Below are 15,047 nucleotides of genomic sequence, written 5' to 3'. Positions count from 1 at the left end.
CCCAATTGGTAAAAACAAATTATTAAGAATAATTATAATGCTATATTGAGATTTTAGACAATTATTAATTAATCAAGTTAATGGTGCCTGACACCAAAAGAAAGAGACCCACACAGGAGTCTCTAAATCTATTGTTTCATTTTCGGATCTAGGATGTCCCTCAGCCCATCTCCCATTAAGTTAAATCCGAGCACGGTCAGCATTATAGCGACCCCTGGGAAGAATAACGTCCATGGTGCCTGAGTGATATAATTTTTTGAATCGGCAAGCATTTTCCCCCACTCTGGTGTCGGTGCTTGTGCACCCATTCCAAGGAAACCAAGGGCTGCTGCCTCAATAATTGCTGTGGCAATCGCTAATGTAGCTTGAACGATTACTGGTGATATACTATTAGGTAATATATGACGGAGAAGAATACGTGAATCTTTCATTCCGACGGCACGGGCAGCCATAATATATTCTTCCTGTTTAACACTTAATACTTTGGAGCGAACAAGTCGTCCAAAGTTCGGTATATTAATAACCGCAATCGCAATCAAAGCATTTTGCAGAGATGGCCCCAAAATAGAAACAACCGCAATCGCCAATAGAATACTTGGAAAAGCTAGCATAATATCAAAAATACGTGAGATAATCGCATCTACCCAGCGGCCGTAATATCCAGCGACAATTCCTAGTAATGTCCCTGCCACAACTGAGCCTAAAACTGAGAAAAAGCCAACCCACAATGATATTCTTGCACCATAAACAATACGAGAAAAAATATCTCGGCCAAAGTCGTCTGTCCCAAACCAATGCTCACTTGAAGGTGGGAGCATTCGATCTGCCAACACTTGATCTTTAAAGCTATATGGAGCAATAATAGGAGCGATTATAGCAATGCTAATAAAAAAGACAACAATTCCTAAACCAACAACTGCTAATCGGTTTTTATAAAATGAAATCCATGCTTCCTTCCAGGGAGGTGTCAGCTTTTCTTCAACAATTACCGTTGCCATATTTGCCGGTTTTTTTGCAAGTTCCGCCACTTTAAGATCCCCCTCCTCTACTTGGTATATTTAATTCGTGGATCAACAAAAACATATAATAGATCCACAATTAAATTAATGAGTACAAAAATTGCCGCAATAATTAATATCCCTGACTGGATAACAGGATAATCTCGATAGCCGATCGCATCATATAGATATCTCCCGATTCCTGGCCAGCCAAAGATCGTTTCCGTCAATATAGCTCCTCCAAGTAAAAGACCGGTTTGCAACCCGATGATAGTTAGAACAGGGATAACGGCATTTTTTAAGGAATGTTTATAAACGACCCAGAACATGCTCAGTCCCTTTGCTCTTGCGGTACGGACATAATCTGACTTCATCACTTCCAGCATGGTTGCGCGGGTCATTCGAGCAATAATCGCCATTGGAATCGTTGCGAGTGCAATGCTAGGTAACACCAAATGCTTAATGACCGTTATAAATTGATCAAATCTTCCTTGTAAGAGGGTATCTATTAAATAAAAATTAGTAATTGCTGCAACGGGATCTCTAACATTCTCTCTTCCTGTCGTTGGAAGCCAGCCCAATTCAATTGAAAATACCCATTGCTCCATTAAACCAAGCCAAAAAATCGGCAATGACACCCCAATCAGTGCAAGAACCATCGCAACATAATCAAACCATGATTTGGAGAACCAAGCACTGACAATTCCTGCATTTACCCCTACAATGATGGCAATTAACATTGCCACTACGGTTAGTTCAGCGGTTGCTGCTAAATAGGACCATATTTCTTCGTTAATTGGACCCCTTGTCCTGAGTGAAATGCCTAAATCCCCATGAAGTAAAGAATTAATATAATCGGCGTATTGTATGTACCAAGGTCTGTTCAACCCTAATTCCTTTGTTAACGTGGCAATTGATTCTGCAGTTGCTCTTTGCCCAAGAATTACCTGAGCGGGATTTCCTGGAATAGCATGGATGATGGCAAAAACCACTAGAGTCATCCCAATTAAAACAGGTATTAAAGAAAACACACGGCGGACTGTATAAGTAAACAAATTTTTCACCTCACTGAAAAGCGTAAGCGCCTGGTTAGATGCTTTAGCTAAACAATTTTTCTACAAAAATACTGAATGTGTTTAGTTAATAAAAGGGGAGGCTATGCTCCCTCCCCTTTCAGCCATTATTATTTGGGTCTGTTCAACTTGTCTGTTGATTTCTGCTCTAGGCGCGGGCGGTTCGGGGAGCCTCCTCGGCGCTAAGCGCCTGTGGGGTCTCCCCGGCCCAGTCCTCCCGCAGGAGTCTTCGCGCCTTCCGCTCCAATCAACTGTGCTAAAAAATCAAAGGTGACCTTAAACTCAGCCTATTATTTAAATTCAACTTTTGTTAGTGCTTCAGAACCAGTTGGGTGCGGTAAATAATTTGCCACATCTTTCCCTGCTGCTAACAAAGGTGTAGAATGTACAAGTGGAACCCAAGGGGCATCATCATGAATGATTACTTGTGCTTCCTCATAAAGTGCATTACGCTTTGCTTGATCAATTTCTGTTTGTGCCTTAATTAAGACGTCATGTAATTTGTCATTGCTGTACTGGGAATAGTTATTACTTCCAATACTGTCTTTATCAAGCAATGTGTACAAGAAGTTATCAGGGTCACCATTGTCGCCTGTCCAGCCAAGCATGAACATATCAAATTCACCTTTTGCTGCTTTATCTAAGTAAGTAGCCCAGTCCACAGATTGGATTTTGGCTTTGACATTGATTTTGCTTAAGCTCTCTTGAATAACTTCAGCAACTTTTTGTGCTTCAGGCATATATGGGCGAGCAACAGGCATTGCCCATAGGTCAATTTCAAATCCTTTTTCGTATCCAGCTTCTTTTAACAATTGCTTTGCTTTCTCTAAATCATATGGATACGGCTCAACTGCCTTATTATAACCTTCGATGGAAGGAGGCATTGGGTTGACCGCTGCAAGGGCTTTCCCACCATAAAACGCATCGATGATTGATTTTTTATCGACAGCGTAGTTAATCGCTTGACGAACGAGTTTATTATCAAATGGTTTACGAGTGGTTGTTAAACCAATATAGCCAACGTTCATTGATGGACGTTCAATCACTTGGAGATTGGCATTTGCTTTAACAGTCGCCTCATCTGAATTGTTTAGTCCATCCATCACATCAATCTCGCCATTTGCTAGAGCGTTCAAACGTGCAGTATTTTCAGGAATCACGCGGAAAATAACTTTGTTTAACTTAGGCAAACCTTTTTGCCAGTAGTCAGGGTTCTTTTCAAGTGTGATTGTATCGTTTTCTTTCCACTCTACGAATTTAAATGGACCTGTTCCTACCGGATTTTGTCTAAACTTATCACCGTATTTTTTAACAGCCGCAGGGCTTGCAATTCCAAACGGAGACATGGCTAGGTTCTTAAGAAACGGTGCCTGTGGTCTAAATAAGACAAATTGTACTGTATTTGGATCAACAGCTTTAACTTCTTTAATTACGTGTCCTTTTTCCCCTTTAAATCCACCAAACATGGTGTAATATGGGAAGCTATCAGCATTACCATTCATCCAGCGATCGAAGTTAAAAACGACCGCGTCTGCATTAAAATCAGTACCGTCATGGAATTTAACTCCCTGACGAAGCTTGAATGTGTAAGTTAAGCCATCTGGTGTCACTTTCCACGATTCAGCAAGTCCTGGATTAATAGTAGTATCTTGATCACCATATTGAATCAATGTTTCATAAATGTTTTCTGTTACTTTGAATGCTTCACCTTCAGTTGTTGTGATCGGATCTAGAGATGTAGAATCTCCACCACGACCATAAACTAGTGTATCTTTTTTCGATCCACTTCCAGTGGCAGGATCTTTCTTGCCTCCCGTTTCTTCATTGGTTTTGCTGTTACAGCCAACTAGAAACATACTGATGGCTAATAGAGAGATTAACAGCAGTTTAAAAGATCTCTTCTTCATAAGTTTTGTTGCCCCCTTATATTTTTGCTTTTTTATCATAAATGCTGCAAATCACTTGTTATATAAGTGACATGCGACAAAATGACCGTTTAGATTTTGTTCCGCAGGTCTAGTCTTTTTACAAATATCCATCACCTGAGAGCATCGTGTATGGAAGGCACAACCTGAGGGAGGATTCGCAGGACTTGGAAGTTCTCCTTCGATTAAAATCGTTTCCCTCTTTATATCTGGATCAGGTATTGGCACAGCCGATAGCAGCGCTTTTGTATATGGATGCCTCGGATTTTCATATAGATCTTCACTTTCAGCTAACTCTATTAATCTTCCTAAATACATAACGCCAACACGATCACTAATATGGCGTACAACTCCTAAATCATGAGCAATAAATATGTAAGTAAGCTGAAATTCCTTTTGTATGTCCTTCATCAGGTTAAGAACCTGAGCCTGAATGGATACGTCCAGTGCTGAAACAGGCTCATCGGCGATAATTAGTTTTGGTTTGGTCATTAACGCTTTTGCAATTCCAATTCTTTGACGCTGACCGCCGCTAAATTGGTGGGGATATCTTTTGGCGTGGTAACTGCTTAAGCCAACTACCTCAAGCATATCTCTCACTTGCTTTTTACGTTCTTCTTTTGTCCCTATTCCATGAACAATAAGCGGCTCTTCAAGAATCTGTTCGATCGAATGTCTTGGATTAAGCGATGCATAAGGGTCTTGGAATACCATTTGGATATCTCGTCGAGTTTTTCTTAATTCAGATTTTGACATACTAGTAATCTCTTGATCTTCAAAAACAATCCTACCCTCACTTGCTTCAATCAAACGCATGAGCAGACGGCCTGTGGTCGATTTACCGCAACCGCTTTCACCAACGATGCCCAATGTTTCTCCTTTTCTAACGTAAAAGGATACGTCATCAACCGCTTTGACTTCTCCTTGTTTGCTCCCAAAAAGGCCGCCTGTAATCGGAAAGTACTTTTTTAATCCATTTACTTCAAGAAGTAACTCTGACATAGTTGTCACTCCCCTTCTTCAATGTTTGTAGGAAACAGCGCACTTCATGTTCGTCTTTTTCCGTTTTATATAAATCTGGCGTTTCTTCCTGGCATTGACCGAATGCCTCTGAACATCTAGCCGCGAACCGACAGCCCTTTTGGATCGATCCTGGTGTAGGGACAGTGCCGGGAATACTATAAAGCCGCTCCTTTTTCCCTCTTAAATCAGGGACGGATTTTAATAGGCCCTTTGTATAAGGATGCTGAGGATTTTTGAGTATCGTTCTAACATCCCCCTGCTCCACGATTTGCCCAGAATACATGACAATTACGCGTTCACAAATTTCTGCAACGACACCTAAATCATGGGTAATCAGAATGATTGTTGTATTTGTCTTTTTATTTAAGTCCTTCATTAAGGCAAGGATCTGTGCTTGAATTGTTACGTCAAGTGCGGTTGTTGGTTCGTCTGCAATCAACACTCTAGGATTGCATGCCATGGCCATCGCAATCATTACCCGTTGCCGCATACCACCCGATAGTTGATGTGGATGCTCTTTAAGGATTCCTTCTGCTCTTGGAATACCAACCAGTTTTAATAATTCAATACTACGTACAATTGCTTCTCGCTTTGATAGGTCTGTATGTAATCGAATCGCTTCTATTAATTGATTGCCAATAGTAAACAGCGGATTTAATGATGTCATTGGCTCTTGAAATATCATTGAAATTTGATTACCGCGGATTTTTCTCCACTCTTTTTCGGAGATATTTTTCAGGTCTTTTCCTTCAAAAATGATCTCACCATTCTCGATTTTTCCTGGTGGAGAAGGAATCAAACCCATGGTCGCTAAAGAGGTGACACTTTTACCACTCCCTGATTCACCTACAATCCCTAAAATTTCTCCATCCTTTAATTCGAAACTGATGCCATCAACTGCCGGCACTAGTTTTTTCCCTGATTGAAAAGACACCTTTAAGTCTTTTATTCGAAGAATAGGATCCTTTTCCACATTTACACCTACCTGTACATTGATTGTTTTTATGTATTCTTTCTAATCAGAAATATAACAATATAATAAATTTTAAAATAATTATGACATATATTACTTTAGTGGTACTATCCATTTTTGTCAATTACGTGAAAAAAGTTCAAAATACCCCAGTAGCACATAGTCGCGTTAATGTACTAAGGCATTTTTTTATGTTATACACCAAATTTTTTCTTTAGATATTAAAATAATAAAAAAGGATAAAAAGTAATAAAAAAACCCTGTAAGACTATCGCTGTCTTACAGGGAATCTCAATACAGTTTTTAGTTTGTGCATTTCTGTCTTGCGCGGGTCAGATAGATAGATTTCACGGTGGGTTTTACACGTTCGAATATATCCACTTTCTTCGCAGAAGGACTCCATCTTGGCGAAACTTTCTTGTTCATTATTGTACGGACCGATATGCATGACTTGGCAGGAAAGTCCATCAGACATTTCGCCAAATAGCACTTTCTCAAGGTACGGATTAGGCTTCTTCTTTTTCGTTTGTTCCACGAACTTTGCAAATAGATTGCTGGTTAAAAAATCCGGCTGGCGAATCATAATCGTATATTTGTAATTACTCTTGTCTTGTACCGGCTTAGACTTATCGATCAAATCCCAAATACCTTCAAGCGGAAAAACAGTATACTCATAATATCCTTCCGGCACTTCCTTACTTTTGTAGGACATTTTTACTGCATAACTAAGACTGTATAATGCTTCGGTTTCTAAGGCAAATTCATCACCGTTTGGGTCACCTGTGCCGCTGATCATAAAAAAAGGCATCATTGGTACATCGATTATTACTGGTTTGGTTTTTGGAAGGTAAATATGCTTATATGTTTTTTTATACTCTACTTTTGCACCCATAGATTACTCTCCTGTTTCTATTGTAAAAAGTTATTTTTTCATACCCGTATAAATGTGAATGGCATCCCTTAAAAACTCGGCGGTCCCTGGCTGTTGTTTATCATAATAGGCGGTGAATCTTTCATCATCCACATACATTTGTGCCAGACCTGCATGGGCTTCCTTACTATATTCATTCCAATAGTAGCATAACCATTGCTTATGGAGGTCAGCGGCTGTTTGTGCCTTTTCTCCGGCTGGATCCCCTGTTTTAAAAGCATCTGCTAACGTTTGTGTCAATTTTTCAGCTAGTGCTGTTACCTCATCATGCTGTTCTTGTGTCATATTTTGAAGTTTGGTGTTTGACTTATTAATGGTTTCATCTCCATACTTTTCTCGAATTTCTTTCCCGTATTTCTTCTCATTTTCGTCAATCATTTTTTTCTTAAAACCCTCGAACTTTTCTTTATTTGACATTTTCATTCTCCCTTCTGTTACTGCGATCGTTTTATCTACATTCGCAATTAATATTTCCAACTGTTCCTTTTTCTCAAGGAGTTTATCACGATGTTCTTTAAGTGCTGCAGCGCCATCAAAGTTTGGAGCCGTTACAATTTCTTTTATACTTTCTAAACTGATCCCTAATTCCCTGTAAAATAAGATTTGTTGAAGACGGTCCACCTCCGCTTGACCATAGATGCGGTATCCTGACGAATTAATTCTAGCTGGCTTAAGAATTCCAATTTCATCATAATACCTAAGTGTTCTAGTACTAACACCAGCTAGACTTCCAAGCTTCTGCACTGTATACTCCATTCGTTCACCCCCTTATAAACTAACGATACACCTTTACGCAACGTCAATGTCAATCACTATTATGCCTAATTTTCGGAAAAAAGGTGCCTGACACCACAGATGGACAAATGTCCATCTGTGGTGTCAGGCACCCAATTAAGGTCTATTAGAGCGAAAAGTCCCTCTTATCTGAAATCATTTACTATTTTAAAAAAACTTTCTTTTCTCCCTTTATTAAACTGAAATTCAGTATTATCAATGTTTATAACCCTTTCATAACTTATTTTCCAAAAAAAGTTTTTGACAATTCAAAACAACAGAAAGTATTATAATATAATAAAAGGGAGGTTGTAACATGTCAAACATAAATAGACAGAAAATTGTGGATAGTGTGCCTCAAACAGGATTTTTCGGACATCCTAAAGGACTATCGACCCTTTTCTTCACTGAATTCTGGGAGCGTTTCTCTTACTATGGAATGAGAGCCATCCTTGTATTCTATATGTATTATGAAGTTTCTAAAGGTGGATTGGGCATTGATAAAAATCTCGCACTTTCTATCATGTCCATCTATGGATCACTTGTTTATATGTCTGGAATAATTGGCGGCTGGCTTGCTGACCGGGTCTTCGGTTCTTCAAAAGCCGTGTTTTACGGCGGAATCTTGATTATGTTTGGACATATAGCTCTAGCTATTCCTGGCAGTGTTTCTATGTTCTTTGTTTCCATGGTATTGATTGTCCTAGGTACTGGAATGCTTAAACCAAATGTTTCTTCCGCAGTAGGTGAATTGTACAGCGAAAAGGACGAACGTCGTGATGCAGGTTTCACTATTTACTATATGAGTATCAACTTGGGAGCATTTTTATCCCCATTAATCGTTGGATCGGTTGGTAACTTCCACTTAGGTTTTGGAATTGCCGCTGTTGGTATGTTCTTAGGATTAATCGTGTTCAGACTTACAAAGAAAAAAAATCTAGGTCTTGCAGGAACGATGATTGCCAATCCAATGTCACCTGCAGAAAAGAAAAAGGTCCTCACTTTTATTGGATTAGCTGTAATTATTCTTGCTGTTTTATGTGCAGTATTAATACCAAACGGACTTTTAACATTTGCTAGCTTTATAAATATTGTTACTTTTCTTGGTATTTTAATTCCAACGATTTATTTCGTTGTGATGTACCGTAGTCCAAAAACAACAGCTGTAGAACGTTCAAGGATTATTGCTTATATCCCGTTATTTATTGCAGCGGTTATGTTCTGGGCAATTCAAGAGCAAGGTTCAACCATCCTTGCAAGCTATGCTGATACTCGTACACAATTACATTTTGCTGGAATTGAAATTAAGCCAGCGTGGTTTCAATCTTTAAACCCGTTATTTATTATTATATTTGCTCCTGTATTTGCTTGGTTGTGGGTTAAATTAGGAAAGCGTCAGCCATCAGTACCTCAAAAGTTCTCATTATCATTATTATTTGCTGGTTTGTCATTCCTAGTTATTCTTATACCTGCTTATTTTGGCGGTACGGATTCATTGGTGAGTCCAATGTGGCTTGTTCTTAGTTATCTAATTGTTGTATTTGGAGAATTATGCATGTCACCTGTTGGTTTGTCAGCGACTACTAAATTAGCTCCTGCAGCCTTCTCTGCACAGACGATGAGCTTATGGTTCTTAGCAAGTGCTGCTGCACAAGCACTTAATGCACAAGTTGTTAAATTCTACACACCTGAAACTGAAATGACCTATTTTGGTGTGATTGGTGGAGCATCCATCGTACTAGGTATTATCCTATTAATGTTAGCTCCGAAAATTCAGGGCTACATGAAAGGTATCAGGTAATAAGAAAAGCGTAGGCGCCCGTTTAGCTGCGTATGGACTGGAGCACTTTGACTTATCGTAGGGAAAAGGGCGAAGTCCACTAGCCGCGGGGTGCTGAGCTAGTCAGTTATCTAAGTTCAAAGGTGTCTAGTCTTCTCATCCCTTGATGGTGAAGGCTGGGCACCTTTTTTATTTGTGATAAAATATAGTGTGAATGGAGGTATTCATATGGATCTTAAAGAAAAGGTAAAAAACCTTCCCTCTTCCCCTGGAGTGTATCTTATGAAGGACTCCAGAGCACAAATTATATATGTAGGAAAAGCAAAAAACCTTAAAAATCGTGTGCGGTCTTACTTCCAAAATTCAAAGGTCCATCCTAAAAAGATAATAAAGCTAAAAGCAAGCCTTAAGGATTTTGACTATGTCCTTACTGACACAGAATTTGAAGCGTTTATGTTGGAATGTAAATTAATCAGTGAAATAAAGCCCCTTTTTAATAGAATGATGAAAAATCCTCAATCCTATATCTATATTATGATTGAAATGGATGCCGGCTATCACAGAATCAATACTTGTAGCAGTCCTGATAATCCTAACAGTCTTTATTTTGGTCCGTATACAAGCAAGCATACTGTCGAAAAAGCGCTCCAAGGTATCAAGGAATTCTATAAGATCTGCTGTAGCAGCCCTTCAAACAAGAACACTCCCTGCTTAAATTATTCCTTAGGTTTATGCCTTGGTATGTGTTTAGGAGGAGATGCACTTGATCGATATAATGAAAACATAACTAAGATTATCGGCTTACTGCATGGCACCGATTTGAGCCTGCTTGAAGTTATGGAGAGAAGAATGACAGAGGCTTCTGAAGAATTTGATTTTGAAGTGGCTGCAAAGTATAGAGACACGTTGGATGCCATCCACTCCCTTCTTTATAAAGAAAAAGTGATTGAATTTATGGAAAGTAATAAAAATCTCGCAGTCGTTGAACCCTTAAATCAAAGTACTTTTAAACTATTCCTAATTAAGAAGAACAAAATACTCTTTAGTGAAAGATATTCATGGTCTGAGATTGAGTCATTGAGAGAAACAATCAAGTCCAATATATTAAGCATTTTTAAAACTACAGAAGTTAATTCATCAAAAAAAGTACGCAGAGATGAAATTGATGCCGCGCAGATTATCTATAGTTATTTAAAAGGAAGCAACAGCAGTTATATCGTCATTTCTGAACAATTGCTTGATACTAAAAACACAGCCGAATTAGACGATGAGCTAAACAGATTAATGCAAAGCTATACGATTAATTGATAAATTAAAAATCTCTCATTAGAATTATGTTCATAGAAGTAAGGCAACGTGATTTCTTTTTTCAATTCAAAAGAGGTATCGTTTTCTAAATAATAAATATAATCTTCTGATGGGTAATATAAAATCAATTCAATATTACGCTCGGATTTTTCCACCGATAGTAATATATTATTAATGGTTTTCATAAAAATTTGAATCGAAAACGGATTAAAAAAGTAAAATCGATTGTCAAAAGGGTCTATCTGGTATTCTTCCGCCAAACCGCAATAAAAATCAATATTGCTATTTCTCGTGTTGGTTTTCTTTAAATAACTAGTTCGATTTTCAATTGCTTCTTGATAGAAATCCTCGTTCATTTCAACGCCGACAACCATTGCATTAAATAGATAATGAATAAAAAAGTTTAACCGCCCTTTGCCACACCCAAAGTCAACTATTCGATCACGGCTAGTTAATTTATAGTTGTTAAATAATTCTTCGAGGGCGCTATATGGCGTTGGCTCATAACGATGGTAGTGAAAGGACTTATTAAATCCCTCTTGGTCCCCTCCCGTTTTTATCCCCATTAATTTATCATAATAATATTCTTTCATTGAAAACTCATAACTCCTATCCGAAAGAGTTCATCCCCCACTTTTCGTGAGGGATTCTTTTCAGGCTACTTTAATTGCTTTGCCAAAAGGAACCCTTGGCAAAATAGCTCCAGGTACAAGCCAAATCATTTCATAACTAACATTTTCTATGTCTTCTGAAATAAAGCCAGTTACATCGGTAATATAAAACAGTGTATCGATATTTTCTTCTTTTGCCCACTCAAGCACCAAAGTATATGAAGATTTCCCATGTGTATAGTATTTAATTGTATCACTTTTGATTGGTGTAGTACTTCTAATTTTAAAATCTGCTTGTACCAAAATGGTATCTGGTTTTAATTGTTCAAACAGTTTTACTATGTTATTGATTAATATGCTTGGGGCTTCATTCGTGGAAGTGTCTACAGCTAACGCAACCTTTTTATCTTGACGCTGTTGAATCATTGAAAGTATCGTTTTGTGCCATTTCAACACGACCAACTCCTTTGGAATGTATAAGTGAACTATATTATTTTGGTTTATAAAGAAAAGGTTTATGTTTGGATAATTGCGGTAATCAGAACAACAATAGAAACCTATGCAAGTAAAAAAGAAATGCTCATCTTGGTCTATTCACAGATGAGCACTACATTTTACTATTCCTTGATTTCATTGAGTTCATCAATCAGTTGTTTGGTTCGTTTCGCATTTCCTTCGGCAAAGTTTTCGAGGCGTTCCTTTAGTTCATCATCATCATGAATTCTTTCTGCAGTTATAAGATATGTCCGCATTAAATTTTCTTCCTTTTCGATTGAATCCTCAAGAACGTCATTAAGTATTTCCTTTTCTTCTCCATTTTTACCATTAAACAAATTTATACCCATTGGAAAACCCTCCTTTTCATCTTTATCTTTCTCTTTTCCATTCCAGATATCCATCTGTTAACAAATTCAGACTTGCAACACTCAATTAAATCGCGTAAGATTAAATCGTAAACGATTTAATCTAAAAAATTCCATAGTAATAACCAAGGGGGAGAATCAATTGACAACGATTTATGATTTTAGTGTAAAGATGACTAATGGTGAGGAAAAATCTTTAATTGATTATGAAGGCAAGCCATTACTTATTGTGAATACTGCTAGTAAATGTGGTTTAACACCTCAATTCAAAGGACTTCAAGAATTATATGAAAAGTTTAATGAGAGTGGTTTGGAGATTTTAGGTTTCCCATGTGATCAATTTAATAATCAAGAATTTGCTAATATTGAAGAAACAACTCAGTTCTGCCAATTAAACTACGGGGTAACCTTTCCAATATTCGCTAAAATAGATGTAAATGGCAATAATACTGATCCCCTATTCACTTATTTAAAGAACCAGAAGCCAGGTGCTCTTACAAAAAATATTAAATGGAATTTCACAAAATTTCTAGTCGATCCTAAAGGCAAGGTTATTGAACGGTATGCACCCACGACTGAACCAAGCAGAATTGAGAAGGATATAAAAAGATTATTTTCATAATTAATTAAAGTAAGGTGATCATCCTGGAAGACTTCATGTTATTAAAAAACCAACTATGCTTTGCCGTTTATGAAACAGCAAGTGAATTCAATAAGTTATATTCAAGTGCACTTCAACCTTATGGAATAACCTATCCTCAATATTTAGTTCTATTAGTATTATGGGAAAAAGATGGTATAACGGTTAAGGAAATAGGAGAAAAATTAAGTTTAGGTACTGGAACATTGACTCCCATGCTAACAAGAATGGAAGCAAATGGTTGGCTAAGAAAAGAACGTTCAAAGGCAGATGAGAGAAAAGTCTATATCCATTTACAAAAGAAAGCACTGGAAGAAAAACAAGCCATTACAAAAACAGTTGGAGAAGAAATACAATCCTGTAATATTGAACTCGAGGAATATAAACAATTAATGGTGCGATTGAATCAATTGCATAGTAAGTTGAAAGAACGGGAACATTAGACTTACAACAATCATATCATGTGGGATTTTATGAAGAGATTACGAGTTTCTTTATTTGAGGTGACTTAACAATAACCCGATTGCTCCATTTGCAATCGGGTTATTGCTTTCATACATATTCTAAATGGCTAGTCCAACTACAAGAAAGATTACCATCTGCATTCAATAATTGTAGTCTTAAACAAGACCTGTTACTAAATAAACGCCGATGATAAAGAAAGCAGCGATTGTTTTAATAATGGTAACAGCGAAAATGTCACGGTAGGACTGCTTATGTGTTAAGCCTGTGATCGCAAGCAACGTAATGACTGCTCCGTTATGTGGAAGTGTATCCATACCCCCTGAAGCCATGGAAATTACGCGGTGCATTACTTCAAGCGGGATACCGAATTGAGTTGCTAATTCAATATATTTATCTGCCATAATTCCAAGTGATATGGCGATACCAGCCGATGCGGAACCAGAAATAGCAGATAGAACATTCGTTGTAACTGCTCCATTTAATAGAGGATTCGTAAATAATTTAGCAATTCCATCTCTCGCCATCGTAAAACCAGGTAGGTTTGAAATTACCGCTCCAAAACCATATTCAGTTGCAGAGTTCATGATGGCTAATAATGCACCAGCAATACCAAGATTCATGCCATCCTTGAAATTCATAACAACGGGTTTACGATTATATAAAATGGTTGTAAGAATACCGACAATAAGAGCAATTTCAACTGACCAAATACCGACAACCTGGGAAGTTTCAATATTTGGAAAATTTAAGCCAATCTTAGAAAAATCAAAGCCGTTAGGATACCATTTTGGGATCCATGTGGTTAACACTTTATTTAAAACACCGACAAGGACTACTGGAACAAATGCCAAGATTTTACGGGCTATACTTTCATTTTGGTCTAAATCAATGTCGATCTGTTTTTCTTTGATTGTGCCGAAACTATAATAGCCTTCGCCCGCTTTTTCTGCCTTTTTACGACGGGAATTTAAATAGAGCATCCCAATTATGAAGATAAAGATGGCACCGATAATCCCAAGCGTTGGCGCGGCATAAAGATCTGTTTTGAAAAAAGTAGTTGGGATAACGTTTTGGACCTGAGGTGAACCAGGAAGCGCATCCATCGTAAAGGTAAATGAACCTAGCGCAATCGTACCAGGAATTAATCGCTTCGGAATATCTGACTGTCTAAATAAATTTGCTGCAAATGGATATACTGCAAAAGCAACAACGACTAAACTTATGCCACTGTATGTTAGAATCGCACACAATAAAACGATAACCAACATTGCACGTTTTCGTCCTACTAACTGAATAAGGGTAGATGCAATTGAACGAGCTAATCCTGACATTTCTACCACTTTACCGAAAATAGCCCCTAATAGGAAAATTGGAAAGTAGAGTTTAATATATTCAACCATTTTCCCCATAAATACATTGGAGAAAAACGGAAGAACCCAATCTGGGTCTGTTAAAAAGACGGCGAATAATGCACATAACGGTGCAAACATGATAACTGAAAATCCCCGGTATGCAATAAACATTAACATTCCGAGTGCTAATAATATAATAACTAATTCCATAAAACTTCTCCTCTATTCCTAGGATGTAAATTCCAACTAAGATGAAATTAAGACGGTTATCTATCTCTTCTTAAAGGTTAAAACGGTTACATAAGCAGTTAAAATAGAAAATAAATTAAAT

General features: G+C 37.6%; 15 protein-coding genes. 4 read left to right on the top strand and 11 right to left on the bottom strand.

Annotated features, from left to right (window positions below; translation table 11 throughout):
* Positions 1-128: 128 nt before the first annotated feature.
* The 7 genes from nikC to CCK98_RS06500 all read right to left on the bottom strand — a co-directional run bounded on the left by nikC (position 129) and on the right by CCK98_RS06500 (position 7,679).
* Positions 129-1,028: a nickel transporter permease gene (nikC, locus tag CCK98_RS06535; RefSeq protein WP_088085841.1), complete on the bottom strand. Its 900-nt coding sequence runs from the start codon at positions 1,026-1,028 to the stop codon at positions 129-131.
* A gap of 17 nt (positions 1,029-1,045) precedes the next feature.
* Positions 1,046-2,053 (bottom strand): ABC transporter permease, encoded by a 1,008-nt coding sequence (locus CCK98_RS06530; RefSeq protein WP_088085840.1) that lies wholly within the window; start codon positions 2,051-2,053, stop codon positions 1,046-1,048.
* Positions 2,054-2,361: 308 nt separating this feature from the next.
* A complete protein-coding gene (locus CCK98_RS06520) occupies positions 2,362-3,978 on the bottom strand; it encodes an ABC transporter substrate-binding protein (protein WP_088085839.1) in 1,617 nt (538 codons plus the stop codon).
* Between the two features lie 51 nt (positions 3,979-4,029).
* The gene (locus CCK98_RS06515) at positions 4,030-4,998 is read right to left on the bottom strand and encodes an ABC transporter ATP-binding protein (protein ID WP_088085838.1); all 969 of its coding nucleotides are present in this window, start codon (positions 4,996-4,998) and stop codon (positions 4,030-4,032) included.
* Entirely contained in the window at positions 4,979-5,992 is a 1,014-nt protein-coding gene (locus tag CCK98_RS06510; RefSeq protein WP_088085837.1) for an ABC transporter ATP-binding protein, read from the bottom strand. Before CCK98_RS06510 ends, CCK98_RS06515 begins: the two co-directional genes overlap by 20 nt.
* Before the next feature lie 268 nt (positions 5,993-6,260).
* Entirely contained in the window at positions 6,261-6,884 is a 624-nt protein-coding gene (locus CCK98_RS06505) for a GyrI-like domain-containing protein (RefSeq protein WP_088085836.1), read from the bottom strand.
* 30 nt (positions 6,885-6,914) lie between these two features.
* The gene (locus CCK98_RS06500) at positions 6,915-7,679 is read right to left on the bottom strand and encodes a MerR family transcriptional regulator (RefSeq protein WP_088085835.1); all 765 of its coding nucleotides are present in this window, start codon (positions 7,677-7,679) and stop codon (positions 6,915-6,917) included.
* Between the two features lie 334 nt (positions 7,680-8,013).
* Here CCK98_RS06500 and CCK98_RS06495 point away from each other — a divergent pair, with 334 nt between their 5' ends.
* On the top strand, positions 8,014-9,498 hold the full coding sequence (locus tag CCK98_RS06495; RefSeq protein ID WP_088085834.1) for a peptide MFS transporter: 1,485 nt from the start codon (positions 8,014-8,016) through the stop codon (positions 9,496-9,498).
* 207 nt (positions 9,499-9,705) lie between these two features.
* Positions 9,706-10,785 carry a UvrB/UvrC motif-containing protein gene (locus tag CCK98_RS06490; protein ID WP_088085833.1) on the top strand — a complete coding sequence of 360 codons (1,080 nt, stop codon included), beginning with the start codon at positions 9,706-9,708 and terminating at the stop codon, positions 10,783-10,785.
* On the opposite strand, the gene CCK98_RS06485 is transcribed toward CCK98_RS06490, so the two are convergent.
* The 3 genes from CCK98_RS06485 to CCK98_RS06475 all read right to left on the bottom strand — a co-directional run bounded on the left by CCK98_RS06485 (position 10,770) and on the right by CCK98_RS06475 (position 12,241).
* A complete protein-coding gene (locus tag CCK98_RS06485; protein WP_088085832.1) occupies positions 10,770-11,378 on the bottom strand; it encodes a methyltransferase in 609 nt (202 codons plus the stop codon). The two genes, CCK98_RS06490 and CCK98_RS06485, sit on opposite strands and share 16 nt — an antisense overlap.
* A gap of 60 nt (positions 11,379-11,438) precedes the next feature.
* Positions 11,439-11,849: a VWA-like domain-containing protein gene (locus CCK98_RS06480; RefSeq protein ID WP_088085831.1), complete on the bottom strand. Its 411-nt coding sequence runs from the start codon at positions 11,847-11,849 to the stop codon at positions 11,439-11,441.
* A 164-nt stretch (positions 11,850-12,013) separates the two neighbouring features.
* Positions 12,014-12,241 carry a hypothetical protein gene (locus tag CCK98_RS06475; RefSeq protein ID WP_088085830.1) on the bottom strand — a complete coding sequence of 76 codons (228 nt, stop codon included), beginning with the start codon at positions 12,239-12,241 and terminating at the stop codon, positions 12,014-12,016.
* A gap of 160 nt (positions 12,242-12,401) precedes the next feature.
* Here CCK98_RS06475 and CCK98_RS06470 point away from each other — a divergent pair, with 160 nt between their 5' ends.
* Complete coding sequence (locus CCK98_RS06470; RefSeq protein ID WP_088085829.1) at positions 12,402-12,881, top strand: glutathione peroxidase; 480 nt, start codon at positions 12,402-12,404, stop codon at positions 12,879-12,881.
* A 35-nt stretch (positions 12,882-12,916) separates the two neighbouring features.
* On the top strand, positions 12,917-13,342 hold the full coding sequence (locus CCK98_RS06465) for a MarR family winged helix-turn-helix transcriptional regulator (RefSeq protein ID WP_373408486.1): 426 nt from the start codon (positions 12,917-12,919) through the stop codon (positions 13,340-13,342).
* A 177-nt stretch (positions 13,343-13,519) separates the two neighbouring features.
* Here the strand turns inward: CCK98_RS06465 and CCK98_RS06460 are convergent, their stop codons facing one another.
* Positions 13,520-14,926, bottom strand: a complete 1,407-nt coding sequence (locus CCK98_RS06460) for a GntP family permease (protein WP_088085828.1) — start codon at positions 14,924-14,926, stop codon at positions 13,520-13,522.
* Positions 14,927-15,047: the final 121 nt, after the last annotated feature.

This window comes from Bacillus sp. OV166, assembly GCF_900177675.1.
GTDB lineage: Bacteria > Bacillota > Bacilli > Bacillales > Cytobacillaceae > Neobacillus.
This window is presented reverse-complemented; position numbering and strand designations above follow the sequence as displayed.